This is a genomic window from Rhizobium sp. BK650 (assembly GCF_014195325.1).
Taxonomy (GTDB): domain Bacteria; phylum Pseudomonadota; class Alphaproteobacteria; order Rhizobiales; family Rhizobiaceae; genus Rhizobium.
This window is the reverse complement of the sequence record NZ_JACIBK010000012.1, coordinates 108855-133464: the sequence shown is the minus strand read 5'-3', so window position 1 is coordinate 133464 and position 24610 is coordinate 108855. Positions and strand designations below refer to the sequence as shown.

The 24610-nt window shown below is 58.5% G+C and carries 23 protein-coding genes and 1 pseudogene; 15 read left to right on the top strand and 9 right to left on the bottom strand.

Annotated elements, in window-relative coordinates:
- Window positions 1-19: 19 nt before the first annotated feature.
- Window positions 20-763, top strand: a complete 744-nt coding sequence (locus FHX15_RS24745) for an SDR family NAD(P)-dependent oxidoreductase (protein WP_184401010.1) — start codon at window positions 20-22, stop codon at window positions 761-763.
- A 117-nt stretch (window positions 764-880) separates the two neighbouring features.
- On the opposite strand, the gene FHX15_RS24740 is transcribed toward FHX15_RS24745, so the two are convergent.
- The 3 genes from FHX15_RS24740 to FHX15_RS24730 form a co-directional block, all read right to left on the bottom strand.
- Window positions 881-1636, bottom strand: coding sequence for an isoprenylcysteine carboxylmethyltransferase family protein (locus FHX15_RS24740; RefSeq protein ID WP_184401009.1), 756 nt, complete (start codon window positions 1634-1636; stop codon window positions 881-883).
- Window positions 1637-1641: 5 nt separating this feature from the next.
- Entirely contained in the window at window positions 1642-2403 is a 762-nt protein-coding gene (gene cmoA, locus FHX15_RS24735; RefSeq protein ID WP_184401008.1) for a carboxy-S-adenosyl-L-methionine synthase CmoA, read from the bottom strand.
- A 194-nt stretch (window positions 2404-2597) separates the two neighbouring features.
- Complete coding sequence (locus tag FHX15_RS24730; protein ID WP_184401007.1) at window positions 2598-3620, bottom strand: bifunctional 2-polyprenyl-6-hydroxyphenol methylase/3-demethylubiquinol 3-O-methyltransferase UbiG; 1023 nt, start codon at window positions 3618-3620, stop codon at window positions 2598-2600.
- 517 nt (window positions 3621-4137) lie between these two features.
- On the opposite strand from FHX15_RS24730, the gene FHX15_RS24725 reads away from it, so the two are divergent.
- The 8 genes and pseudogenes from FHX15_RS24725 to FHX15_RS24690 all read left to right on the top strand — a co-directional run bounded on the left by FHX15_RS24725 (window position 4138) and on the right by FHX15_RS24690 (window position 12474).
- Window positions 4138-6093 carry an SARP family transcriptional regulator gene (locus tag FHX15_RS24725; protein ID WP_184401006.1) on the top strand — a complete coding sequence of 652 codons (1956 nt, stop codon included), beginning with the start codon at window positions 4138-4140 and terminating at the stop codon, window positions 6091-6093.
- A gap of 39 nt (window positions 6094-6132) precedes the next feature.
- The gene (locus tag FHX15_RS24720; protein WP_184401005.1) at window positions 6133-7161 is read left to right on the top strand and encodes a phosphatase PAP2 family protein; all 1029 of its coding nucleotides are present in this window, start codon (window positions 6133-6135) and stop codon (window positions 7159-7161) included.
- Window positions 7162-7194: 33 nt separating this feature from the next.
- On the top strand, window positions 7195-8889 hold the full coding sequence (locus FHX15_RS24715; protein WP_184401004.1) for a S8 family serine peptidase: 1695 nt from the start codon (window positions 7195-7197) through the stop codon (window positions 8887-8889).
- 242 nt (window positions 8890-9131) lie between these two features.
- Window positions 9132-10577, top strand: coding sequence for an aKG-HExxH-type peptide beta-hydroxylase (locus FHX15_RS24710; protein ID WP_184401003.1), 1446 nt, complete (start codon window positions 9132-9134; stop codon window positions 10575-10577).
- A pseudogene (locus FHX15_RS31590) lies at window positions 10577-11173 on the top strand (ThiF family adenylyltransferase); the annotation flags it as partial. The gene FHX15_RS24710 and the pseudogene FHX15_RS31590, both read left to right, overlap by 1 nt.
- A 321-nt stretch (window positions 11174-11494) precedes the next feature.
- The gene (locus FHX15_RS31815) at window positions 11495-11722 is read left to right on the top strand and encodes a hypothetical protein (protein ID WP_184401074.1); all 228 of its coding nucleotides are present in this window, start codon (window positions 11495-11497) and stop codon (window positions 11720-11722) included.
- Window positions 11704-12102: a DUF982 domain-containing protein gene (locus tag FHX15_RS24695; RefSeq protein ID WP_184401002.1), complete on the top strand. Its 399-nt coding sequence runs from the start codon at window positions 11704-11706 to the stop codon at window positions 12100-12102. The genes FHX15_RS31815 and FHX15_RS24695 overlap by 19 nt, the downstream gene beginning before the upstream one ends.
- A 141-nt stretch (window positions 12103-12243) precedes the next feature.
- Window positions 12244-12474: a hypothetical protein gene (locus FHX15_RS24690; RefSeq protein ID WP_184401001.1), complete on the top strand. Its 231-nt coding sequence runs from the start codon at window positions 12244-12246 to the stop codon at window positions 12472-12474.
- 74 nt (window positions 12475-12548) lie between these two features.
- On the opposite strand, the gene FHX15_RS24685 is transcribed toward FHX15_RS24690, so the two are convergent.
- Complete coding sequence (locus FHX15_RS24685) at window positions 12549-13142, bottom strand: transglutaminase-like cysteine peptidase (RefSeq protein WP_184401000.1); 594 nt, start codon at window positions 13140-13142, stop codon at window positions 12549-12551.
- A gap of 530 nt (window positions 13143-13672) precedes the next feature.
- Between FHX15_RS24685 and FHX15_RS24680 the strand changes: the two genes are divergently transcribed.
- The 5 genes from FHX15_RS24680 to FHX15_RS24660 all read left to right on the top strand — a co-directional run bounded on the left by FHX15_RS24680 (window position 13673) and on the right by FHX15_RS24660 (window position 17920).
- Window positions 13673-14455 carry a pyrroline-5-carboxylate reductase gene (locus FHX15_RS24680; RefSeq protein ID WP_184400999.1) on the top strand — a complete coding sequence of 261 codons (783 nt, stop codon included), beginning with the start codon at window positions 13673-13675 and terminating at the stop codon, window positions 14453-14455.
- A gap of 127 nt (window positions 14456-14582) precedes the next feature.
- Complete coding sequence (locus FHX15_RS24675; RefSeq protein ID WP_184400998.1) at window positions 14583-15608, top strand: ABC transporter substrate-binding protein; 1026 nt, start codon at window positions 14583-14585, stop codon at window positions 15606-15608.
- 17 nt (window positions 15609-15625) lie between these two features.
- Window positions 15626-16645 (top strand): FecCD family ABC transporter permease, encoded by a 1020-nt coding sequence (locus FHX15_RS24670; protein ID WP_184401073.1) that lies wholly within the window; start codon window positions 15626-15628, stop codon window positions 16643-16645.
- Window positions 16642-17403: an ABC transporter ATP-binding protein gene (locus FHX15_RS24665; protein WP_184400997.1), complete on the top strand. Its 762-nt coding sequence runs from the start codon at window positions 16642-16644 to the stop codon at window positions 17401-17403. Before FHX15_RS24670 ends, FHX15_RS24665 begins: the two co-directional genes overlap by 4 nt.
- 307 nt (window positions 17404-17710) lie before the next feature.
- Window positions 17711-17920, top strand: coding sequence for a hypothetical protein (locus tag FHX15_RS24660; protein ID WP_184400996.1), 210 nt, complete (start codon window positions 17711-17713; stop codon window positions 17918-17920).
- Window positions 17921-18196: 276 nt separating this feature from the next.
- On the opposite strand, the gene FHX15_RS24655 is transcribed toward FHX15_RS24660, so the two are convergent.
- The 5 genes from FHX15_RS24655 to FHX15_RS24635 all read right to left on the bottom strand — a co-directional run bounded on the left by FHX15_RS24655 (window position 18197) and on the right by FHX15_RS24635 (window position 23155).
- Entirely contained in the window at window positions 18197-19264 is a 1068-nt protein-coding gene (locus tag FHX15_RS24655; protein ID WP_184400995.1) for an ABC transporter ATP-binding protein, read from the bottom strand.
- 11 nt (window positions 19265-19275) lie between these two features.
- Window positions 19276-20121 (bottom strand): carbohydrate ABC transporter permease, encoded by an 846-nt coding sequence (locus tag FHX15_RS24650; protein WP_184400994.1) that lies wholly within the window; start codon window positions 20119-20121, stop codon window positions 19276-19278.
- Between the two features lie 3 nt (window positions 20122-20124).
- Complete coding sequence (locus tag FHX15_RS24645) at window positions 20125-21042, bottom strand: carbohydrate ABC transporter permease (RefSeq protein ID WP_184400993.1); 918 nt, start codon at window positions 21040-21042, stop codon at window positions 20125-20127.
- A gap of 67 nt (window positions 21043-21109) precedes the next feature.
- Window positions 21110-22351: an ABC transporter substrate-binding protein gene (locus FHX15_RS24640; protein WP_210290835.1), complete on the bottom strand. Its 1242-nt coding sequence runs from the start codon at window positions 22349-22351 to the stop codon at window positions 21110-21112.
- 105 nt (window positions 22352-22456) lie between these two features.
- Window positions 22457-23155 carry a GntR family transcriptional regulator gene (locus tag FHX15_RS24635; RefSeq protein WP_184400991.1) on the bottom strand — a complete coding sequence of 233 codons (699 nt, stop codon included), beginning with the start codon at window positions 23153-23155 and terminating at the stop codon, window positions 22457-22459.
- Window positions 23156-23217: 62 nt separating this feature from the next.
- On the opposite strand from FHX15_RS24635, the gene FHX15_RS24630 reads away from it, so the two are divergent.
- Window positions 23218-24360, top strand: coding sequence for a mandelate racemase/muconate lactonizing enzyme family protein (locus FHX15_RS24630; protein ID WP_184400990.1), 1143 nt, complete (start codon window positions 23218-23220; stop codon window positions 24358-24360).
- Window positions 24361-24610: the final 250 nt, after the last annotated feature.

Below are 24610 nucleotides of genomic sequence, written 5' to 3'. Positions count from 1 at the left end.
TCAGTTATAGGAGCATGTCTTGAACATCGAAAACAAAACGATCCTGATATCAGGCGCCAGTCGCGGCATCGGCCGGGCTCTTATGGAAGAAGCGCTGCGACGCGGTGCAAAACGGGTCTACGCAGGATCGCGCGCCGAGCAGCGTCATGACGATGCCCGCGTCACCTTCGTCAAACTCGATATTACCGACGAGTGGGATGTTCAGGAGGCGGCCGCGACCGTCGAGAACCTCGATGTCCTCATCAACAATGCCGGCATCTTCATGCCCGACGATCTCGCTGACAAAGACATCATTAATCGCCATCTGGCGGTCAATTTCTTCGGGCCGTTGCGGCTAACCCAAGCCTTCCTGCCGGCACTGATACGATCGAAGGGCGCCATCATCAACAACCTCTCCTTATCGGCCCTCGTGCCGGTAGCCTCAACGCCGGCCTATTCGATTTCGAAGGCGGCGGCGCACAATCTGATGCAGGCCTTCCGGGCACTGCTCGCAGCACGCGGTGTCGCCGTGCACAGCTGCTTCACCGGGCCTGTCGATACCGACATGACGCGGGGTTTCGAAGTGCCAAAATCGCCGCCTGACCTCGTGGCGGCGGGAATCTTCGACGGCTTCGAAAGAGGACAGGAAGATATCTTTCCCGATCCTTATTCCGAACGCATTGCCGATGGCTGGCGCACCGGCGTCGTCAAGGCGCTCGAACAGGAATTTGCCGCTTACGTCCCGAAGGCGGCCGAGGTAACACAAGATTGCTGTCGCCACTGACCTGTCTGCACGCGAACGGCTGCCCATGCCGTTCGCCCTTCAGCCGAAACCATGCCAGTCATCAATGAAACCGCCGAAACGCGATGCCGGCAGCAGCGCGGTAGAAAGACGCAAGCCTTATTGGATACTTTCGGATGGGATTTCTTCAAATACGCCACGCTTTTTGAAAGCGCTGACTAAGCCTGTGAGGGCGAGAACGGCCGCAAGCAGCAATACCAGCGCGATTGCACGGGTTTGCTCCTCTTCGGTAATCGAGCCGATTGAGACCCTGTAAAACTCGGTTGCCAACAGTGCGATAAAGGTTGACGACATCGTGGAATAATCCTTCGCCACGACCCGTTTCAGGTTGAACGCCATCCCCGTCGTCGATTCGTAAAAGGCGCTGCGCTTCAATGTCCATCGCGGGACATCTCGGCAGTAGGCCTCGTAGGGAGCGCCGAACTTATCATGGAGGAAAGCCTCTTCGGCGTAGACGATGCACTGGTAGAAAAAGGCAAAGAGAGTGCATCCGACCGCGATCACGGCCGGATTGCCGTGGAAGACGAACAGTCCGGCATAGATCAGCATGTTGCCGACGTAGAGCGGATTTCTGCAGACGCCGAACATGCCCTCGGTGACAAGCTCATCGGCGTAAACACGTTTGTTCAAGCCGCCCCGCCTGATGTAGGCATAGCCAATAACGGTTGCCCGCAAGATCAGCCCACTGACCACGATGAGCAGGGCCAGCGCGTCCTTGGCCTGTTCAAGCGCAGGATTTCCCCATGGCGCGGTCGACGGCGGCACGGCGATAAAGAGCGCTATGATGATCAGCGGGAAAACCTGATTGCGATACTTGAAGAGAAACGTGCCGCTCCTCAGCATGATGTCTTTCATGATGCTCACTTTATTGCGACGATCCCGCAGAAATTGTACCAGCGGAAGAAGACCTCCGTGCTCTTGAATCCAACCTCGCGAAGGAGCTGGATGTTTTCCTCCAGGCGGTAAGGAATAAGGACGTTTTCCAGCGCCTCCCGCTTCTTCGCGATCTCGGTCGTCGAGTAACCGTTCCTTCGCTTGAAATCGTAATAGTGATCAATAAACAGGCGGTTGAACGTCGTATCTTCGCTCGTCAGCTTTTCGACAAGGAGCAGGCATCCCTGCTCGTTGAGCCCGTCGTAAATCGTCCGCATGACCCGCTCGCGGTAGAGTGGACGAACAAACTGCAGCGTCAGCACCATCGTCACCACGCTTGCCTTCTCAATCGAGAAGCCGCGATGAAGGTCGACCGTGTAAAGATCGATGGAGCGGTTGGTTCCTGACTCCGCGATCTTTTCGGCAGCTTTCTTCAGCATTTCCGGAGCATTGTCGATCCCGACGAAATCGATGTGGCTGTCGACTTCCCGGTCCAACGCCAGAAGCGTCGTGGCCGTGGAGCAGCCAATGTCATAGAGTTTCGACTGAGGCTGTGCGAAATCCTTTGCGAGCTCGCAAACCATCCGTTGCATCTCGCCATAAAAAGGAACCGATCGGCTGACCATATCGTCAAAGACATTCGCGACGGTCGAGTTGAACGAAAAGTCGGCAACGGAATCTTGCTCTTCAGCAAAAACCTCGTCTCGGGCGTTGGTATGCAATATTAGACGGTTAGACTGTTCTGCCATATCCGCTCCAAGGTCGATCGATTGAGAGGCGTGCCATTCCACAATGTGTCACATAACTTTAACATTATATCCTGACAATAGGCAAAAGTCGCCGCGGCGCTAGCCCTGGCGACCGGTCCCCAACGTCCGGGAAAAGCGTGAACTGGGCTACTCGGCACGTTTCAGCCACGCGGCGCAGGCGACAGTCGACCGGGCTATTCAAAGAGAATAAGGCTTGCTGGCGTTGGCGGCATCGGTTTGACCCTGACGCCCGCAAGGCCAGCGAGCCTTGCCATCTCAGTCAACTCGCTTTCAGTATAGGCTTGACCTGCCGGCGTACCGGCAAGCATCTCCCAGGAGAATGCTGCGGGAAAGGGTGGTGATACGCCATCTTCGTTCGGCACGAAATCGACGGCGACGATCCGGCCATTCTCTGCAAGGCTCGCGATGATCTTTCCTAACAGTTGGGCACATGTCGGCAGATCGAAATGGTGCAGGAAATTCGGAAGCAAGACAAGATCATAACCCGTGTCCCAATCCACATCGAAGGCGCTGCCGGGGATCGTCCGGTACCGTTCAGCAACGCCGGCCTTTTGCGCATTCTGCCGTGACAACTCCAACACGGCAGCCCAGTCGACGGCAACGATCTCTGCCGATGGAAAGGCCTTTGCAATTTCGATCCCGAAAAGACCTGGACCTGCAGCAATGTCCAGAACCTTTTTAGGAGGCCTCGGCCAGCTGGAAATCTCGTCAGCCAGCAATTTGGCACTGAGCCCGGTAAAGGAGCCCATCCCGCGCGCAAATTTCAGCCAGACAGGGTTATCTGCAGATAGGTTCGCCAGTCCGGCCGAGCCGCCATTTCGCACGACCGCGGCCGGATCGCGCAAAAAGTTATCCAATATCTCGGGCGCGGCGGTGAACTCGACGGCAGAGCCCATATAGGCGGGCGAATTGCGGTCGAGGAACATTCTGGTCGAGGGCGTCATTCGGTACTGCTCGCTCTCCTTTGTCAGGAAACCATGCACCACGAGGTAGTTGCACAGGATGCGCACACCACGCTCGGAAGCACCCGTTGCCTGCGCCAGCGATGCTGCTGGTTTCCCCTCGCCAATATGAGTGAAGAGATCAAGCTCGATGGCCGCCCTGATCGCTGCCGTCTTTCGGCAGGCAAACAGGGCATCGACCACGAGTTCGGGCGATACTACGCCAGCATGCGCGTCCTCGACGATTGTTTCCATGACATCCCCCGGAACCCTCGATCGATCTATCTGGCAGCCCAGCTGCAAGATTATGCGTATATTTGCATATTCTACAATACCTACCAGATAGCCCTATCGGGCGGCCTCGCCCGTTGGGGAGCTGTCCTGCAGCGGCGACGTTATCCGCATTGCGCGTCGTCTGTCGCGAGAGTGCAGATCGAACCGCTTGATGAGGCTGAGGGTCATGGGGGTGATGTGAATACGCAATGATGGGCGCGGTTCCGTTGACCTCACCCCCTTCATGACAGTGTGTTTCATGATGTCCCCGCGGCGTAAAGCCGGATCGAACCCGCGATTTTCAAAACTCATGACACTCTGAACTTTGGCGGCGCTGAGCTGGTCAACCTTTTGCCTAGTTGCGACCGGTATTGACCCTGTGTGTTTCAAAGCCGGTGGCGAATGCCGCATGACGCTAAGCGACGTTTCTTTGACGCTGCTTTGACGGTGGGGTGCTACGGCCGATTTGCGAAGTTACGCAGAGGGATTTCAGCCGGTTATGCTTCAGCTCAATCAACGCCATAACATCGATTTACCTTCGGTAGTCCCGATTTCTCTTTCCGGTTGCTTGCCAGACGTTCCAGTTGTGGCAGACTGGTTTGCGGATGCCAGGTCTTCGGCCTGCCAAACACGCGCATCGGAGGCAACGAGGGCGGGGCCGGTGGATCGCATAAACGAGGAGCAAAATCCGTTTCGGATGTTCCTGCTCGGGCCTTTTGCCCTTGTGGACGCCGCAGGACGCTCGGTCACTCCGAAATCCAAAAAGGCACAGGCTCTTCTGGCGATGCTTGCATTATCCGCAAGGGGCTCGCGCACGAGAATCTGGCTTAGGGACAAGCTGTGGAGCGATCGCTCTGACGACCAGGCGGCAGCCAGTCTACGCCAGGCCCTTTTGGACATTCATAAGAGCTTGGGGCCAGCACGTGATCTCTTGATTGCGGATAAGAATACCGTTTGGCTGGATATGGACCGGCTCGTTCTCGATACCGACCTTGTGGCTCGCAGAGAACGGTCTGCAGATCAAGTCACCGACGAATTGCTCGAAGGTATCGACATCCGCGATCCCGAATTCGAGGACTGGTTAACGCTGGAGCGACAGAATTGGTACCGCAGGCTTGACGAAGGACGAGTCCACGATGTCTTCGAGCCTCGCCAGCAGCCGAGCCGCGAAATCGCCAAACATTCCGCCCTTTTGCCTTTGACGGGCGCCCCGGAGATGCCGAAACCAGGCAAGCCTGTGGAAGCTGCCGGTCGCGATCCCTCCTCCCGACCGCCGGGCGGTGACGGGCAATGGGTCATGCTCCTTCACTCGCCTATCCTGGTGGGTGCTGGTGAGGGCGGGCAGATTGCTGCGGCACGATTCCAGAACCTCATTGCAAAAGCCGTTACCGATGGGCTTAGCATCGGCGTCACCGATCTCTCCTTCACCCTGCCGGATATTGAGGCTTCCAAACAGCAGATCAGTCTTCCGATCTGCCTGCAGCTTCGCCTGACGTTCGACGGTACTATGGTGCTGATCGAACTGGTGATGAAGCACTTGATCAACAACCGCATTCATTGGCTGGGCAGTCAGGCGATCAACCGCGCGCAGTTTGAACGCGGCGAGTTCGGCACGGCCGCGGCGCTGATCAGCCAGGCAGTCGATCAGCTTGCCTACTTCCAGGAAACGCAGGCCAACGACAGTCGGCTGTCGCAAGACGGCCTGCTGATTGACGCTGTCAATGCGATCTTCCGGCTGTCGCGCGACGATCTGGACAAGGCGGAGCGGCGCCTGGAAGAACAGATCCAATATCAGCCGCGATCATCGACTTTTGCTTGGCTTTCGTTCATCCGGACTTTCCAGGTTGGCCAACGCTTCAATGCTCTGGACGCACATCTGATCGAGGAAGCCGAGGCTTATGCCCGCAAGGCACTGGAACTCGATCCGCAGAATTCCGTATCGCTCGCGCTCGTTGGCCACGTCCATTCCTTTCTCTTCTGCGAATATGACTATGCGGCAAACCTGTTTGAAAAATCGATCCGCCTGAATCCGGCCCTGCCCCTCAGCTGGGACCTCTATGCTATGCTCCATTGCTATGCCGGCCAGCCTGACAAGGCGGTCGCCATGGCCCGCTGGGTGCAGGAACTCGGTGTTTACAGCCCGCACAAATATTATTTCGACACGACGAAATGCATCGCGGCCGCACTTGCGGGTAATCATGCCCAATCCATCGCGGCGGGTGAGGAGGCCCTGCGGGCCCGGCCGAACTTCAACAGTCTGCTGCGCTATCTTGCCTCCAGTCACGCCCATTCCGGGGATATTGGCGGCGCCCGCCATTACCTGCAGCGTCTGGACGCGGTCGAGGGCGGCTTCTCCATCAACGCCTTTCGCGGCAGTGGCTATCCGCTGCTCAATACAGGCGGCGGCCAGATCCTGATCGACGGTCTGCTTAAGGCCGGCGCCAGACTGCGTTAAACCGGACAATTTTCTGAACTTTGCGCAAGGAGGCGGCAAATGGAAGCGGATACTACTCCAGATCTACAATCAAAGATTGTTTCATTTCTGAACACATATAGATTCAAGATTGAGCCGGACACGGTTCTTCCATGTGAACCCCGGGATGAAACTGGTTTTGGCGGCCTCGCCGGTGCACCACTGGTCCCGCCTGACGCAGCCTCCGAACCGTTGCTTTTCCTTGGCACGGATGACGATGGATCGCCCCTGCCCGGGCCAATGATGGCAACGATGGCCGTAGCGGCGGTCCTCAACAAAAGCGTGGCGAACAAGACGGTGCTCAACAAGGCGTCGTTGAACAAAAACAAGAACAAAAATAAGAATAAGAACAAGAACAAGTCGACGCTGGACGGCGCCAGCCTCGGTACGTCGCAGCTTATCCCCGCCTTCGAGCTGCGCAGGCTGCACCAGCAGCCGTCTCGCAACGCCTATACCGCAGCGCGCCGCTTCACCTGGGAAATGCTCGATATACTTCCGCCTCCGGGCCCCGACTATACCCGCCTCGAGACGACGGTGCTGCTGTCCATGCAGCGTCGCGACCGCGAACGCGTGCGGCGCCTGCCGGACATCGAGATCGAGTCGACGATCTCGGTGGCGGAATTCACCCGCGCATTGCATATCGAGGACCTCGGCGGTTTCGAGCAGACGGAAGGCTTGTTTCAGGCAATCCTGACGGCCTGTGAATATGTTGGGCTGATCTACAAGAGCCAGTTCAACCGGTTGCGGCCAAATCAATTCGAGCCGATGCTGCGGCCATTGCTGGCAGTGCCTGTCCATGAGTCCTATCCCAGCAACCACGCGTTCCAGTGCTTTTCGATCGCCTTCGCGTTTTCGACGATCCTGCCGGAACATCCGGCCACGGACGAGCTTGCGCGCATTGCCCAGAATGTCGCCGAAAACCGCGAATGGGCGGGCCTGCATTATCCGAGCGACACGCAGGCAGGACGAGATCTCGCCCGACGCTTCGCTCCCTACCTCCATGATGCGTTCGGCTCTCTGTTCCAGGCCGTACACGACGAATGGGTCTGAATTCGCCAGCTGCTGCTCAACAGGATCAAAACCATGACGGATCAAACACAAATGCCCGAGCCCGCACCGATCGACTACTACTATCTCTGGCACCTGACGGCCCTTGGCGTGATCGACGCAGAATACGGACCGGCTCCGCCCGTTACGCCCGCGCTCGATGCGAGCGCCGCACGCGCGCTGACTGATCCCCTCATCACCGGAACGGTCTGGGATACCATCGCTGCGGCCGGCCCGTTGCGACCCGCGCGGGTCGCGCTGATCGATGTCGGCGTCTCTCCGGATCATCCCAACCTTAGGACTCGGCTTGACCGGGAGGCGTCGATCGATTTGACGACCCACCGTTATGGAGCACGCGTGCTCGAAGTTCTCGATACGACCACGTCGTTTGACCGCGAGGAAAGGCATGCCTTCTTCGCCGGGCTCGACATTGCTGGCCTTGGCAATATCGGCCTCTCGAATGACGACCGCGACTATCTCGGCGACCTGGTTGCCGAATATGCCGCATCGGAGGGAGTTCTGCGGCGGCTATACAATCCGGAATCGCTTTTTGCATCGCATGGTACCTGCTGCGCAGGACTGATCGTCGGCGAACCCGCTGTTGTTATGGAAGGCGGCACAGAGAGCCTCCCGCCGGAAGGAGCATTCTACGGCAATGGCAACGAGCTTCGCACGAGCGGCAATCGCAATGTCATCCCCTATTTCGGCGTCGATCCGTTCTCAAGGCTCATCTCGATCAGGACCTCATTCGAGGATGATGTCAGGCAGTTCATCGCGGCCTTTCTTTACGCCTATCATCAGAAAGCTGACGTAATCGTGATGCCGCGCGGCCTACCGGACCCCAAACGCAGTATCGTCGATCCGAAGAACGAGCTGAAGGCGGACCTGGAATTGTGGAAAAACCAGGATACGGCCAATCTCTTCACGCGCATCGCCTTCGCCGACCAGGGTGGACCTGAACTGGAGCCGAAAGCGGCGCAGAAAGGCTCCAATCCCGATCGCCCGTGGCATATCCTCAAACAGCTTATCCTTGCCATCAGCCGGCATATCCCGATCGTCTGCGCTGCAGGAAACAGTGGCGAGAGCCAGCTGATCTATCCGGCAAATCTTGCCGCCGACAACAACGGCATCATCGCCGTTGGCGCCGTCAGCGTCGAAGGATTCCGTTCCGGCTACAGCAATTACGGCGAGGGTTTGACGGTTGTCTCCCCCTCCGACGATGGTGAAGTCTTCAACCGGCATCAGTTGCGCCTCGACAGGCTTTCGCCATTTTCCGCGCAGCACGATTACAGCGCTTTTCGAACGCGAGAATACTATTATTCGCACTTCTCGCTGCTGACGACGGACCTGTCTGGGAATTTCGGCTACAATCACGGCTCCGATCCGTGGTCGGCCATCGTGCCGTTCGGAACCAACCCCGGTATTGGCGGAGGATATTATACCCCCTTCGGGGGCACCTCCGGCGCATCCGCGCAAGTGGGTGGATTATGCGCCCTGATACAACGGGCTCACAAGAGCCGCCACAACCCCTCTGCCCGCCTGTCCGGACCTCATGTGAAATCGATTTTGAAGGCCGCATCCCGCCTGGATGCCATTGTCGCGCCCGGAACGAGGAAGCTGACGGTTGATTGTATGAATGCCGAGAGCGAAGACGCCCTCGGGATGGGCTATTTCTTTGGGTCTGGCCTGCCGAACGCTAAGGCAGCAGTCCAGGCAGCGCTAGCTATCTGACCTGCAGGAACGCGTTTCAAAATCCAAGCCTCCTCTGCCGAGGGGGCTTTTTTATTGCTTAGGCTCTTTTTTACGGATTTTTAACGCGGTGTTTGCGGGCGAATGACGCCCTTCGGAAATAGTGCCTGTCAACAGATAGCGCATGACGTTCCGATGGCGGACGAAGCTGCCCCGAACCCAGGGCTTCTTCGCCCGAAACGCAAACCTTTACTCGCTCAAAGACAAATTCAAGGAGGCGCTCGATGTCCGCGTCCCATATTCGACAATTTGCAGACGATGCGCGCCTCCTGCTCAAGGGCAATCCGCTGATGGCAAGTGCCATCTCTCTGCAGCGCGTCGCAACACGCAACCTTTTGAAGCGGCGTTTGCAATACGGCCGGGTGCTTGCGGCTGCTTCCAAGCTCGTCGGTTGCTCAGCCGAGGTAGAGACGCTGTCAGGCTATTTCCCAGGTCTTGCAGATGGCGGATATGATCGCTTGCTGGAACTTTCGCCGGAGGTCGCTGGACCAATCAGCGCCGATCCTTACCGTTCGGCCGTGCTTGCGGCCTGGTTGGGCGGGCTTGAGCGCAGTCTGGAATTTCAGGCGGGCAGTCCCGACGCACGGATCGTCAGCCGCCATCTGCAGACGGATCTGATCGCACAAGACCTTGAACTCGAACGCCAGCCGGCATGCCGGCTTTCCTGCGGCATCGGCCTCGTCGGCATCGAAAACCCGGCGTGGAGCCCCGTCATGCAAGCCCTCCTGCGCCACTGCATGCCTGATCATCCTGGTTTTAAAGCCCCCACCACAGGCGACATCGACTTGGACCGCATCGCCGATCATCTGGAGAAGGCCTTTGCCCTGATCGCAGAAATGGACGTGCACGGCTATCAGCGTTTGACCGCCGGTCTGCATACCCTTCACGTCGGCGTGCGGCGCGAGCCGTCCTGTTCCTTTTCAAATTCGAAGGAATTGCCGGGCAGTGCGATGATCGCGCTTTCGAGCGAAAGATTGCGCGAGGGCGATCATGGCGCGACCGCAGCCCAATTGCTTCACGAGGCGGGGCATGTCCTGCTGGGTTTTTATACGGCCTCGGCGGCGGCATCTCTGCCCGCCGAGTTACGATATGTTTCCCCTTACAAGAACGACTTACAGACGCTCGAGAGCATCCTGCACACGGCCTACGCCATTCCCTGGGAGTGCGCCTTCCGCATGGCATGCCTGTCCACCGAGCTGGATCCTGAGCACCGCGCCCGGAAGACGGCATCCATAATCGCCTATGCTTTGCGGCAAATCCCGCTCATCGATATGGCTCGGAAAGGAATCGAACGTCTCGGCGGCGATGTCCTCCTCGACCTCCCAGACATCGCCGCCATTCCTTCCTGGAGTGGCCGTATCCTGTTCCTCGTCAGCCAGTTGCTTGCCGCAGAGCCCGTTGCGCACCGCCAGGCTCACCTTGCCGAGCGCCAACGAATTCTTGACCGCCAAGCCTGGGAGATTGGACAGATGCTTCTGCGCGGCACGGAGCCGATCGATCCCCGGATGGGTCAGCGAGAGATCGACGATAGCGGCGACAATGTCTGCCTCTGGTACGACGGCAAATTCCACGTGATCGCCAAGACTGCCGACCACGTGACGGGCAGGAATTATGGTCGCAGCGCGCAACTGAGCCGCGTAACTGCGCCCAACGAGTTGGAGGCGATGTAATGGTCAGTTCCCGGTCCTCACGATTGTCAGCGCCCGCCAGCGTGCCTCTCGATTTTCCAAGCCTCCTCGCCCGCAGCCTCGGGCAGGGCGGCAGAGGGGCTCTGTTCACCGGCAATAGTGCTGATGCTGTCGAAGAACAGAGCCCCGATGCTATCAAGCGCGCATTCGGCGTTTCGTTGAGGACGTCCGGTCTGCCGGTGACGGACTTCTCCGCCGCAATCGATGGCGGCGATCCCTGGCTGACGCCCCTTTGCCATCGGCACCACGACATTGCAAGATTTGGCGACATCGACTTCGTCGTCATCGGATGCGACGGCACCGGTTCGCAGATTGCCATCCAGCTTGCGACCCTCGGCGCGCGCCATTTTTTTCTCGCGGATGCGGATCGTATCGGCGAGGACGACTTGAGCGACTTGCCGTGGGCCGGAAAAGCCGATGTCGGCCGGCTGAAGACAGACAGGCTGGCGACATATCTGGCTGCACGTTTTTCTGCCAATGTCTTTGCACTGCCGGAAACTGCCGAAGGGGCTGAGGCACTGCTTCTGATCGCAGACTATGCCCACAATCCGTTCGTCGTCCTCGCTGGCGAGGATACTCCTTCAGTGTTCGTGGCGGCCGCCCAGGCTTCGGCAGCCCGCATGCCGCCCCATTTGCGCGTGAGCCGCTCCGGACGCGATCGCACCACCAATTGCGCTATCGTCGTGCATGCCATGTCGCAGATCGCTCAACAATGCCTCTCAAAACATCCCTTCTTGCCGGGACGCCAATGGATAGCCGAGCGAAAGGCCGATCGGGGTGAGCTTCATTCTGCTTCCAAAGACCCTGCAAGTGCGAGCCCTTTTTTTTCTTCGAGAGACGTCATGAAAGAACCTGTCGAAATCGCTGATGCGATCAACCCGGCGGCACACCATTCACGGATATGGCCGTCAGCGCCGTGTCCGCTTCTCGACGCTGCCGGCGAAACTTGCGGAACGAGCGTCGAGCTGACGATATCCGAAGCTCTTCGCGATCCGCTGATCGCCATGGTGATGCGAGCCGACGGCGTTACCTGCGAAGACCTGAAGATGCTGCTGGAGACGGCGGCGCGCCGGGCCGAAACGAACCTGTCTGACGACCGTCAGGAACAATGGGATTCGAGAGAATGACAAGTTTCCCAACCATAATCTTTGCTTTCCGGGGAGGGAAGGATCGCAGAGTGATCCGCACCGCTTGCGAGGCGGCGCGCCTGCTGCTGAATGAATGGCCGACCGACGATGGCGAGGAATTCTTCACGGCGGTGAGAACCTGTCTGCAGGTTCTCACCGGAGAGGCCGAACCCGAGAAATTGCACGAGGCAATTGTGAGCGCAGCTTGCGAAGCGGGTGTGGCAGCGATCACGACGGATCTTCGCCTCGGTATCCTGAGAATCTCTCCAGTCAGCAAGGCCTTGCGCGCTCTCGCTCGCGATCCGGATCCCGTAGAACCGCTTCGGCTGGCGCCATATCGGCGCCGACATCGGCAGCGCAAATGGTTGGCCCGCTCGTGAAAGCCGTCGATTGAGAATGCGTCGGAACGATTCAAATGAAGGCGGGAGCAGGCAGATCGGGGTCCACGCAGCAAAATTTGCGGCCTCGTCAGCGCATCTTCTTCCTCACTTATTTATGGTCGCAAATCGAAAGGCGAAGAGATGGCGATGTCAAATAGACAAGCAGATCGAGAACTATACGACCGGATCTGGTCGCTGGGCGCCCAGGCAGTGAGAGACAATCGCATTTCCGAGCTGACCTATGTGACACTCACTACGCCAAGCCTGGAAGAGTATCAAAATAGCCGTGGCGCGCGCATGTCGGACTTGATCAGAGTCGTCCAGCTTGGGATCTTGCAACTTCGCGGAAGCGGCGAACTCAACGGTTCTTGAACGACGGCGTAACCGTCGGGGTGGCTTGAGAATAGCGAGACCGGACGAGCGCGATTTAATCGGCAGTTCCACATTCAAAGTTCGTACCATATGCGCGGGTCTTCGCGCGACTGGATCATCAGCCAGCGGAGGCCGACATCCTTCCAGTCCTTGATTTCACTCGTACGGTTGTCGAGTACCAGGTCCCCACGATCCGTCCTGACGACCAGAACCGCGTGGCCCTTGCCGCTGGGCGTCTTGGTGATGGCAATACGCAAGGCTTTCGACGACCAGCCCATCGCAATCAGGTGGTCACGCTTGGTCAGCGCAAAATCCTCGCAGTCACCGGACTTGACGTTCACCTGCCAGACGTCGCCCTGATCGGGCCGCTCGTCGACGGGGCGGATCGAGCGGTTGACCGAGGCGTTGACGGCGTGAAGCTGCTTGTCTGCAAAACGGCTTAAGACGATTTCCGAAGCGGCGCCGCGAACAGCGCACTCATCCGGATGCTGCGCGCAAAACATCACGTGGGCAAAAGGTGCGGAAGTCCGGCGTCCCTCGGAGATATAAAGGAGTGCCGGCGCTGACTTCAAGCCCCGCGCAACGCCTGCCGGGCCGTCCGCTTCTGCCGTCTGAGTAGCAAGCAGCGATGCTAGCGTCAGAACGATAACCCGTTTATGGCCGAACATTTGCGACCTCTAAGCATTGTCAGTTGAGCGACCTCGGATCAACTGGCGTTCTGTGGCGGAGCCTTTAGATCGTCGTCGAAAGTCCGCCTTGGCGGAGACGATGCCCTAAATTGCAACCAAGCGATTCCATGATGGAATTTGACAATTTAAACTATAGTAGTTCGATCGCCATTTCAATGGTACCAAAGCGACTATCGCAGCCAGAGCGTGCGGATGTCTCCGAATGCTCGGCGTCTCTGGCGTTCGGGGAATCTCTTGTCAACTTTCGGCTGCCGGCGCCGGGCTCAAAACAAGCCGTCCTAGATCCCGGCAAGCACCAGCGCTTCCTCCTTCTATGATACGCTGCTATTTCTGTGGCCTGCACCGGGCAATCCTTTGGCGACTACAGCCCGACACCCCGATGCGCTATTGCGATAGGAACATTGACTAAATCATGCTGTCCGGGGGCGTTCGAGCCAATTCCACCAACTTCATGCGCGAGAAGATGTGACAGACATGACAATCGAACCCTGGCGATCGCGGAGTAGGAGATGACGATCAAAGATATCGGCTTTGTCGGAACGGGCGCGATCAGCGAAGCCATGGTGCGGGGCATGCTCGCCGAACCTGCCTATGCCAAAAAGGTCTACCTTTCCCCGCGGAACGCCGCAACGGCTAGTCGGCTGAAGGCAGAATTCGACGATGTGGAGGTCGCAACCGGCAATCAGGCCGTTGTTGACCGCTGCGATATCGTTGTGCTGGCGATACGTCCGCAAATCGCCCGTGAGGTTGTCAGCGCGCTCGTCTTCAGAAACGGCCAGTCGGTGATCAGCCTTGTTGCGGCCACCGAGAGACAGGCACTGCTCGACTGGATCGACGCGGATGTGCATCTGGTCCAGGCGATACCGCTACCTTTCGTTTCCGAGAGGCGCGGCATCACGACGATCTACCCTCCCGATCGAGGTGTTGCCGCACTTTTCGACACCCTTGGCGGGACGGTGCAATGCGCGTCGAAGAAGGAATACGATCTTCTGGCGGCAGCAAGCTCGCTGATGTCGACCTATTTTGGTGTGATGGAAATTACGACAGCTTGGCTCGAAGAAAATGGACTGGAGAGATCGAAGGCTCAGGCCTTTCTCGCACCACTCTTCGAAAGCCTTGCCAGACGGGCGAACAACGGCCTCGGGATCGAGTTTGCCGACCTGTGCGGCGAGTTCGCCACCAAAGGCGGGCTCAACGAACAGGTCTTAAACGACTTCCGAACGAAGGGCGGGCAAACCTCACTTCAGGATGCCCTCGACCGAGTGCTCGCACGCATCGAGGGGCGTGCCTAGCAAATATCGCACTGGCGCCGTGGAGCAAGCCCAGAAATATGACAATAATACTCTTGTTTTCCTGATGGAAGGGGTTATACGGCCTTGAAATCGCTGAGGCCACCGCCCATTCAATCGAGGATACCACGTGACCGCTCTCAAGATGCTTTTTTCTGTCGCAGGCATTGCTTCGACGCTCCTGCTTACCGCGGCGTCCGTGCTTGCGGCCCCGACGAAGTATCCGCTTACCCTTGATAATTGCGGCGCGCGAGTGACCTTCACCAAGGCGCCGGAACGAGCGATCGGGCTTGGTCAAAACAGTGCCGAGATCATGCTTCTTCTCGGCCTCCAGGACAAAATGGTCGCAACAGCATTCTGGCCAAGCAAAGTGTTGCCGCAGCTTGCCGACGCGAATGCCAAGGTAAAGCTTTTGACGGTCGAGTTTCCGACCTTCGAATCGCTTCTTGCGGAAAATCCGGACTTCGTCGCCGCTGCGCTTCCGAGCCTGATCGGACCGACGAGCAAGGTCGCCAAGCGCGAGGACTTCGAGACGATCGGCATACCTTCCTATCTCTCGCCGAGCACGTGCCTCAGCACCGACAAGGTCAAGAACGAATATGGCAGCCGCGAGCAAATGTGGAACATGGATCTGCTCTACAGGGAGATCGACGAACTTTCGCAGATCTTCGACGTCGCAGATCGAGGGCAGAACCTTATCGCCGACTTAAAAGCACGCGAAGCCAGGCTGCGTGCCAGCGTCTCGGCGGATGGTCGCGATCTCTCCTACCTCTTCTGGTTCTCCAGCCAGTCTCCCTCGGCCGACGCCTATCTCGGCGGCAAGAACGCTGCCTCCGGCTTCATCGCAAGCCTGCTTGGCGGTCATAACGCGATCACCGCCGAAGCGGAGTGGCCGACGCTCGGCTGGGAGGGCATCATTGCCGCCAATCCTGACGTCATCGTCGTCGCCAACCTGGATCGCAACCGCTGGGAGCTGGACAAGCCGCAAGCCAAGATAAACTTCCTGAAGACGGACCCGGCCGTCAGTCAGATGCCAGCAGTCAAGAACAAGGCTATCGTTGTCATGGACGGCCAGGCGATGAACCCGACGGTGCGAACCATCTATGGGGCCGAACAGATTGCCGAGCAACTTAAGATCCTTGGTCTTCTGAAGTGACAGACATACGCCGGACGATGCATCAGGCCATTGCATTCAGTGGCCTGATCGTGTTCTCGATCTTTGCCATCGCAGTTGTGATCGGCGTCAGCGTCGGCATCGGAGATCTGCCCATTTCGCTAATGACGGTCTTCCATGCTCTCACCAACCGCCTCGGGTGGACGGCGATCGAGATCAACAGGATCCATGAAACTGTCATCTGGGATTACCGTCTGAGCCGGGCCTTGGTCGCAGCATTCTGCGGTGCCGGACTGGCGCTGTCGGGCGCAATCATGCAGTCGCTGCTTCGCAATCCTCTGGCCGAACCCTACGTGCTGGGGGTTTCGGCCGGAGCCTCGACAGGTGCGGTCGCGATCGTCATCCTCGGCCTCGGGGCAGGCGCGATTTCACTATCGGCCGGCGCATTTGCGGGTGCCTTCGCAGCCTTTGTCTTCGTCGCGCTCCTCTCCAACGGCACCCGGGGCGGTGCCGATCGGACAATTCTTGCCGGCGTGGCGGCATCCCAACTTTTTAATGCTGCGACATCTTACGTCGTCACGACATCAGGCAATGCCCAGCAGGCACGAGACGTCATGTTTTGGCTGCTTGGCAGCTTCGGCGCCGTGCGCTGGCCCGAATTCATGCTGGTTGCGATCGTCATCGGCGCTGGCCTGATCGCCTGTCTGGCCTATTCCGGCGTTCTCGACGCGTTTGCCTTCGGTGACGAAGCCGCGGCAGCGCTCGGCGTCAATGTCGCCCGCACGCGCGTCGTCCTGTTTGCGCTAACGGCTGTGATGACGGCAACCATCGTGAGCATGGTCGGCTCGATCGGTTTCGTCGGTCTTGTCGTACCCCACGTCGCCCGCTTCGTCGTTGGCCCGCCTCACATTCGGCTTCTGCCCGCTTGTGCGCTTGCCGGTGCAATTTTCATGGTGCTTGCAGACATCGCCTCACGCGTGCTGATACCCCAACAAGTGCTTCCGATCGGCGTTGTGACAGCGCTTGTCGGCGTGCCGTTTTTTTCGATCATCCTCTATCGGTTCCAGCGAATGTCATGAGTTTCAAAGTCGAAAATCTGACCTGGAAAATCGGCAGGAAGACAATCCTCAGGGACGTTTCCTTCGAGACGGAGCCGGGCAAAATGCTTGGACTGCTTGGACCCAACGGCTCGGGCAAGACCTCGCTCCTCAGACTTCTCGCCGGCCTGAGGCAGCCAGACGCGGGTCGTATCCTTCTGGATGGAAGGGATCTCGCCTCTCTCAGGCGGCGGTCCATCGCCCGGCGCATCGCATTTGTCGAACAGCATGCGGCGACAAACGCAAACCTGCAGGTAGTCGATGTCGTCAAGCTCGGACGCTTCCCGCATCGATCGATGTTTTCGGGGTGGAGTAGAGAAGACGACCGCATCGTCGAAGACGCCCTTCATCGCTCCGGTATGGAGCAAAAGCGAGGTGAGCGCTGGCAAAGCCTCTCGGGTGGCGAAAAGCAGCGGGCGCATATTGCAAGGGCATTGGCTCAGGCACCGCAGGAACTGATCCTGGACGAGCCGACCAATCATCTCGACGTGCAGCATCAGATCGGGTTGTTGCGCCTGGTATCGGATCTGCCAATGACCAGCGTGATTGCCGTTCACGATCTCAATCATGCGGCCATGTTCTGCGATCAGCTGATTGTCATGCAACAAGGCTCGATCATCGCACAAGGCGCGCCCGAAAGCGTCCTGAAGGAAGAACTCCTGAGAACGGTGTTTGGTGTCGAGGCCCGCGTGGAGCCATCTGCTCACCACGGCCGACCGCATATCCATTTTCTGCGGTAGAGATCGAAGCCTATTTTTCATGCGATAAGTCCGGCGCATTGAGCGGTCGTCTCATTTCGGCGACGGTGGACATATTGTTCGTCGCGTCGCCTGAACAGCATCGATTTTTCTAAAGACTTGAACGGACGCCGGCTCATGCTACACCTGCCGCTCATAGGAGGAACATGAGTCCGGAACCAGTCGGATAATCATCGGCCACCTCATTCAGCGGGGCACGGAGAGCCTGATCGCGAGACATCTGAGATCGCTGCCCTTCGACGAGAATTGTGATATTTTGTGGTTAGACTGTTTTCATGGGAGGCAATTGATGGTCGCGCGAAGGGACATGACGAGCGACGAGTGGAAATGGCTCGTGCGGCTCTGTCAGCACGAAGCCGATAGCGTTCCGAAGGTCATCGAAGAGAGGTTGATCGAGCTCGGCCTCTCTGGGCCGAATGGTCTTTCCAACGAAGCCAGAGACCTCGTTCAACGTGAATTGTTGAGTGAGCGTCGGAACCGGTTGCAGGGCCTTCATTGAGTTCGAGCACGATTGTGGATGCAGGCCCCTCTTCGAGGCAAGATCGTCTGGCCACAGCTTTCCTCAGAGCCTCCGAGGCTCGTTCCAGCCGCTTCGTAACGGGCCAATTTTGACGACCGTCTTGCTATAGCGCGTTCTTGCCACCGATCGCAGATGGCTGCGGAGTTTTCGGAAAACCGCTCGCTTTTGTCGTGAAAGGGGCGTCGATCAGTTTTCTATCCGGGTTGGTGCTGGCGCGTCTCTTGCCACAAGGCGACGCTCCGCAGCAAGCCAGCGCTATAGCCTTAACTGCGTCTCTGCATCGAAGAGATTGACGCTCGATGCATCCACGGCAAAGGCAACAGGATCCCCCCTTTTTCCGGAAAAACGAGGTCCTACCCGGGCAATTACGGTTTGGCGGCCGATAACCGTCGTCAGGATCGTATCCGGTCCCGTGGGCTCGACCACGTCGATGACGCCACGAAAGGCGCCGTGCCCTTGTACAATCTTCAACTCCTCCGGACGAACACCGAGGATCAGGTCGCGCTCAGTCAATTCGCTTTTGCCGGCTTCAAGTTCCAGTCCAACGCCTTCGGCGCTAAACTGCCAGCCACGCTCGCTTTTGACGACGCGTCCCCGCAGGAAATTCATCGCCGGCGAACCAATGAAACTGGCGACGAACATATTAGCGGGGCGCTCGTAGACAGTTCGTGGATCGGCCAGTTGCTGAAGGTGACCACCCTTCATCACCGCCACCTTGGTAGCCAGTGTCATGGCTTCGATCTGGTCATGTGTCACGTAAACGATGCTGGTCCCGAGCCGCTCGTGGAGCCTCTTGATCTCGGTGCGCATCTCAACCCTGAGCTTAGCATCGAGATTGGAAAGCGGCTCGTCGAACAGAAACAAGTCCGGATTGCGGACAATTGCGCGCCCCATCGCCACACGCTGGCGCTGACCGCCCGACAGGTTCGCCGGTTTGCGATCGAGGAGATGGGCAACCTGCAGCATGTCGGCAGCCTGCGTCACGGCTTCGCGCCGCTGGTCCGCCGGCACCCCACGCATCTCCAGACCAAAACCGATGTTGCGTTCTACCGACATCGTCGGGTAGAGCGCATAGGACTGGAAGACCATCGCGATGTTGCGATCTTTCGGCGGCAGAGCCGATACCGAACGCCCTCCGATGGCGATATCGCCGCTCGAGGAATCGTCAAGGCCTGCGATGATGTTGAGCAAGGTTGACTTGCCGCACCCGGACGGTCCGAGCAGGACGAGGAAACCGCCATCCTCAAGCTCGACGTCTATGCCGTGGAGGACCTCAAGCGCACCGTAGGACTTTCGGATGTTTTTGAGTGACAGTGTAGCCATTATCTTCCCCTTCATCCCTTGATCGCACCGGCAGTCAGTCCCTGGACCATCGCCCGTTGGACGATCGCGAAAAGAAGCATGACCGGCAGAATGCTGAGAATGCCTCCGGCGGCCAGGACACCCCATGGCAGCTGGAATTCACCGACCATCAGTTGGAGCCCGACGGGCCATGTGCGCGATCCCTGTCCGGTGGTCAGCATGAGGGCGAAAATGAACTCGTTCCAGGCGGCGATGGCGATGAAGACCGAACTGGCGAGCAGACCGTTGCGTGCCAGCGGCAAGACGATGCGGACCATGGCGCCAAGCCGCGTCGATCCGTCAATGCGCGCGGCACTTTCAAGCTCCCTCGGCGCAGCGTCCAGAAAGCCCTTGAGCATCCACACGAAGAGCGGCAGCAGGAAACTCGTATAGGCAAGGGCAAGACCAAACCGGCTGTCCACCAGGCCCACGGTTTTCATCATCACATAAAGCGGGATGATCATCATCACCGCAGGGAACATGCGGATCAACAGGTAGCTGAGCATGAGGCTGTTGCGGCCGCGGAACGTCATCCGCGCGAACGCGTAGGCAGCCAATGTGCCGGCAACAACGCAGATGGCCACTGTGACGATGGTGACGACCAGACTGTTACTGATCAAGACCGGAAAGTTGGACTGCGTCCAGATCGCCACGTAATTCTGAAATGTCACGTGCCGGGGAATATACTGCATCTGCGAGGTGACGATGTCCGTTTCGCCCTTCAACGAGGTGAGGAACATCCAAAGGATCGGGCCAAGGCAAAATATGCCGAGCCCGCAGAGGACGATATAGGTGAGAAGGTCTGCTGCCAAGCGCCTGCTATGTTTGGTTCGCAACATCGATCATTCTTTGGTTATACGTGACAGGCGGATGTAGATCGTCGCAAAAATCATCAGGATCAGGAACATCACGACCGACAGGGCGCCGGCGTAGCCAAAATTGAAATCCCTGTGGGCCGTCTGAAACGCGTAGAGCGACAGCACTTGCGTTGCGTTTCCCGGGCCGCCGCCGGTCAGGACCAGCAGAAGATCGGGTGAATTGACAAGGCTTATGACGCGCAGGATGACCGCAGCGGCAATCACTGTTTTAAGCATCGGCACCGTGATCAACCGGAATTTCGTGAATGATCCGGCGCCGTCTACGGCGGCAGCCTTGTAAAGGTCTTCAGGAATGCCTTTCAGGCCAGCGAGAAACAACAGGGCGAAAAAGGGAAACCCGTGCCAGGCTTCGACGAGGATCGTGGCGGCAAGCGCGGTATTCGGGTCGGCGAACCATGCCTTGTAGGTATTAAGCAGGCCTATCCGGACGAGGATGTCATTGATGACGCCAAGCCGCGGGTCGAGAAGCAAGGCCCACATGTGTCCGGCGACCACATTCGGAAGGAAATAGGGCAGCAGGATCAGGATGCCGAAGATCTTCGTCCCGGGCAGATTTCGGTTCAGTGCGACGGCAGCGATGAAGCCGAGCGTCATCTCGACGGCAATCGCTGCCGTTACCCATATCGCGGTGTTCTTCAACGAGATCCAGAAGATCCGATCGGACATCATCGCCACATAGTGCTTCATCCCTACCCAGCCGTTGAGGCCGGGCCGGGTAAGGCGCATTTCCCGCGTACTGATGACGAAGCCGTAGATCGTTGGATAGGCGACGACGAGGAGGACAAGAAAGAGGCTCGGCAACAGCAGAAGATAGACCCAGGAACCTGTCTCCGAGAGTTCGCCAAGGCGGTGGAGCGGTCGGCGGTATGAGGTTGATGTCATTGAATATCGGCGATGGCGCCGTCCCTGATTAAGGCGCGCCCTGTTTGGACACCGCGCCTGAACGAGGTTAGCGAAGGGCGGCTTCGAGGCCTTCGATAAAGCGGTCCACGGCCTGTTCCGGCGTCAACTGCCCAGTCAGGACTGCCTGGAACGTCGGATTGACGACGTTCTCCGACCAACCGGCGGCACCGACAAAACTGTTGGGCAACCGGCCGAACTCCAGCGTTTGCGTTGCCGCGCCATAGATCGGGTTGCCCGTTATGCGTTCGTCCTTCAATGCTGCCGTGGAGGCCGGAAAATATCCCGTTGCCTCGAGAAGCGCGATAGCCGCATCCGTCTCGCCCCAGAAGCTGATCCACTTCCACGCGGCCTCGACATTGTCTTCCTTGAAGATCCCGTTGCCGGCATAGGCGACGCGGGCAATGTGGGCCTTGGGACCCGCAGGCATCGGCGCGGTCGCGAACTGTTCGCCTTGCTTGAGCGCTGCCGAGATTTCGATAAGCGAGCCGGTATGGTGCCAGACCATCGCCGTCTGACCGGTCCTGAAACCTTCCATAATCTGCCGGTAGCTATCATTCGGGGCGCTGGGCGGAACCACCTTCTCCTTGCGGAAAAGGTCGGCATAGAAAGTGATCGCCTCGACGGCTGCCGGCTTGTCGATGGCCGGTTGGCCATCTTTGACGAGCGGCGAGCCGAACGCTTCCATCACGTCGATAACATATTTGAAGGCGCCGGCGCCGCCGCGCATCCCGAACGCGTAGCGGTTCTTGGAAGGGTCCGTCAGCTTTCGGCAAGCGACTAGGAATTCCTCGAAGGTTTTCGGAGCGGAAAGCCCGGCTTCCTCGAAATAGTCTTTTCTGTAGTACATCCAGTCGACGAAGGCATAGGCTGGCACTGCATAGATGGCGCCGTCCTGCGACATTCCCGTCCAGCGGTTGTCGGGAAGGTTGGCCTTGCCGGCCCAGGTATTGACGCGTGCGCTGATATCAACAAGCGCTCCCATTGCCGTAAGATCGGCAAAACGCTCGGCGATCACCATGCCGGTATCGGGGCGCCCGCCGGCAACGACCGCCGACGAAACCTTGGCCATATATTCGGAATTGGGGATGCCCTCCTGCGTCACCGCCACATCCGGATTTGCGGCTGTAAAGAGCTGGATGATCTTTGCGAGACCAGCCATCTCCGACTGGCTGGCGAAATGGTGCCAGTAGTTGATGGCGGTGGCGGCGTTGGCGCTGCGAAGACCGGCCGCCAGGCTCAACGCGGCCGAAGCTATCAGAAATTCACGCTTACTGAGTTGCACTACCATCTCCTCCCGAGATATCAGATCATCAATCTGATCGATCAGACGGCAATATCATCGTTTTGGAGATCCCGCAACACGCTCGATCGAAGACAGCAAGCGTCGAAGGGATTAAACGAGACCGAGATTGCGTTGCACCGCTGCCTGGAAATGCGCGATCAGGGCCTTTTCGGCGGCATCCGGGTCCCTCGTACTGCATGCTTCGAGTATATCGAGGTGCTCCTTCAACGTGCGCACAAGGATCGGCACCGTGACCTTCCGCTCCAGCCGCAGAAGACGCAGATAGTTGTGCATGCGCCGGTAGGCACTGTCGATCAGCGGATTGCGCAGGGCCTTGATGATCTCAGCGTGAAGTTCCAGCTCGAGCGCGTCCGTCTCCAAAAGCTGCTCAGGCCCTATGCCGTTACGCTCGAGCTGGCGAACAAGCCTGGAATGCCTAATCTCCAGCGCATTCATCAGGCTCTCGTCGCCCTCCTCGGCAAACACCCTGATAGCCGCGCGCTCGACAATGGAGCGAAACTGATAGGTGGAGCGGGTGAGTTCCATGCCCGGCCGGACGAACTGAATGCCCGAGCGTGGATGGATGGTCAAAATGCCCTCCGCTTCCAGCACGCGCAGCGCGTCGCGCAAGGGTGCCACCGGAACACCAACGATTGCCGACAGCTCGTTCTGCGAGATGAATGCACCCACCGGTACCTTGCGTTCGAACAGGCTTTCGAGGACGCGCTCGTAGGCCAGGTCGCTGAGGCGGATCGCCGTCGCATCTCCAACCATCGACTTCGCGCCATGCAGCTCTTGCAGTTTCTTCATAGGTCCGATATCACCTTTCTGATCGATCAGATCAACATTTTAAACGATCAGCGAGCGCACTAATGTCTCTCTCCCGCTTCCGTATAACCCGATTTCAGTTTGCCCGCGACCGCGTAATCGGCGACAGCCAGGTTCGCGCTGACGAGACCAACGTGGCCGCGCTCGAACTGATCTCGGATACAGGCGAGGTGGGGCTCGGCTTCATCCAGACGCTTTTTTATCCGTTGCCGGATCAGGCCGAGATCGAGGCCGTTTTCGAGAACGAAGTCTGGCCAGCGATCAAGGGAGAAAAGGCGATCGGACTGGTTCATCGGGTGAACCGACCGCGCGGCGGCAATCAGCGCGCCTACTCCCTGCCGTTTCACGAAGCGCTGCAGGTGGCTCTTTGGGATCTTGCCGCCAAGCAGGCAGGCATGCCCTTGCACCGCCTCCTTGGAAGCCGACGCAACCGTGTGCGCGCTTATGCGAGCGGCCTCGACTTCCACCTGAGCGACGACGCCTTCAGCGCGCTGTTTGCGCATGCTGCGAGCGTCGGCTACACCGCCTTCAAGATCAAGGTCGGCCATCCTGATTTTGCCCGCGACCTTCGCCGCCTCGAACTCTTGAAGAAGGTCGTGCCGGAGGGGTCGCAGATCATGATCGATCCGAACGAAGCCTGGAATTCCAAGGAGGCCCTGGTCAAGCTGACGGCAATACGCGATGCAGGACATCATCTCCTCTGGGTGGAAGATCCCATTCTGCGCCACGATTTCGAGGGTTTGCGAACCCTGCGTCATGCCGTCAACTGGACCCAGATCAACAGCGGAGAATATCTCGATCTGTCCGGCAAGAGGATCCTGCTCGACCATCACGGCGCCGACATCCTGAATGTCCACGGGCAGGTAACGGATGTTATGCGCATCGGCTGGCTGGCTGCCGAACTTGGCATCCCGGTCAGCCTCGGCAATACCTTCCTGGAAATCGGGGTTCACATGGCTGTTGCCCTGCCGGAGGTCGAATGGCTGGAATATTCCTTCCAGAACTTTGACCACCTAGTCGAGACGCCAATCGAAATCCGCGACGGCTTCGCCTACGCACCCGACCGCTTGGGTCATGGCCTGGTGCTTTCGGAGGATGCGCGGCGCGAATGGGCGCGGCCATATCGGCTGGAGCGGTCCAAGCTTGGCCCGGCACCAACAAACAACCGGCTTCCTCGCCTAATGTGAGGTAAGTTCGCAGCATGCGCGCAGTGCCGTCCTAATCGGCCTCGCGGCCGCGATCACAGGCATTGCATTTGCCGATCAATCCGCACTCGCCGGTGCCGCCGATGCGCCACTGGCTCCTGGGGGAGTTCGAGGCTGGGTGGCGCGAGGAACGGTTGCGTTGTAACTCCCCAACACGTCCTTCATCGTCATCGTGCCATCAATCCCTACACATCGTCTGACGACACATTTGCCGATCAAGTTAAAAGTTTGC

Excerpts from the sequence above, each read along its gene's own strand:
- FHX15_RS24650 (WP_184400994.1), bottom strand. The coding sequence starts at position 20,121 with ATGTTGCGAACCAAACATAGCAGGCGCTTGGCAGCAGACCTTCTCACC.
- FHX15_RS24730 (WP_184401007.1), bottom strand. The coding sequence starts at position 3,620 with ATGGAAACAATCGTCGAGGACGCGCATGCTGGCGTAGTATCGCCCGAA.
- FHX15_RS24630 (WP_184400990.1), top strand. The coding sequence starts at position 23,218 with ATGTCTCTCTCCCGCTTCCGTATAACCCGATTTCAGTTTGCCCGCGAC.
- FHX15_RS24690 (WP_184401001.1), top strand. The coding sequence starts at position 12,244 with ATGGCGATGTCAAATAGACAAGCAGATCGAGAACTATACGACCGGATC.
- FHX15_RS24710 (WP_184401003.1), top strand. The coding sequence starts at position 9,132 with ATGTCCGCGTCCCATATTCGACAATTTGCAGACGATGCGCGCCTCCTG.
- FHX15_RS24685 (WP_184401000.1), bottom strand. The coding sequence starts at position 13,142 with ATGTTCGGCCATAAACGGGTTATCGTTCTGACGCTAGCATCGCTGCTT.
- FHX15_RS24720 (WP_184401005.1), top strand. The coding sequence starts at position 6,133 with ATGGAAGCGGATACTACTCCAGATCTACAATCAAAGATTGTTTCATTT.
- FHX15_RS24670 (WP_184401073.1), top strand. The coding sequence starts at position 15,626 with ATGCATCAGGCCATTGCATTCAGTGGCCTGATCGTGTTCTCGATCTTT.
- FHX15_RS24645 (WP_184400993.1), bottom strand. The coding sequence starts at position 21,042 with ATGACATCAACCTCATACCGCCGACCGCTCCACCGCCTTGGCGAACTC.
- FHX15_RS24715 (WP_184401004.1), top strand. The coding sequence starts at position 7,195 with ATGACGGATCAAACACAAATGCCCGAGCCCGCACCGATCGACTACTAC.
- FHX15_RS24740 (WP_184401009.1), bottom strand. The coding sequence starts at position 1,636 with ATGAAAGACATCATGCTGAGGAGCGGCACGTTTCTCTTCAAGTATCGC.
- FHX15_RS24635 (WP_184400991.1), bottom strand. The coding sequence starts at position 23,155 with ATGAAGAAACTGCAAGAGCTGCATGGCGCGAAGTCGATGGTTGGAGAT.
- FHX15_RS24640 (WP_210290835.1), bottom strand. The coding sequence starts at position 22,351 with ATGGTAGTGCAACTCAGTAAGCGTGAATTTCTGATAGCTTCGGCCGCG.
- FHX15_RS24695 (WP_184401002.1), top strand. The coding sequence starts at position 11,704 with ATGGGATTCGAGAGAATGACAAGTTTCCCAACCATAATCTTTGCTTTC.
- FHX15_RS24660 (WP_184400996.1), top strand. The coding sequence starts at position 17,711 with ATGGTCGCGCGAAGGGACATGACGAGCGACGAGTGGAAATGGCTCGTG.
- FHX15_RS24655 (WP_184400995.1), bottom strand. The coding sequence starts at position 19,264 with ATGGCTACACTGTCACTCAAAAACATCCGAAAGTCCTACGGTGCGCTT.
- FHX15_RS24725 (WP_184401006.1), top strand. The coding sequence starts at position 4,138 with ATGCTTCAGCTCAATCAACGCCATAACATCGATTTACCTTCGGTAGTC.
- cmoA (WP_184401008.1), bottom strand. The coding sequence starts at position 2,403 with ATGGCAGAACAGTCTAACCGTCTAATATTGCATACCAACGCCCGAGAC.
- FHX15_RS24680 (WP_184400999.1), top strand. The coding sequence starts at position 13,673 with ATGACGATCAAAGATATCGGCTTTGTCGGAACGGGCGCGATCAGCGAA.
- FHX15_RS24665 (WP_184400997.1), top strand. The coding sequence starts at position 16,642 with ATGAGTTTCAAAGTCGAAAATCTGACCTGGAAAATCGGCAGGAAGACA.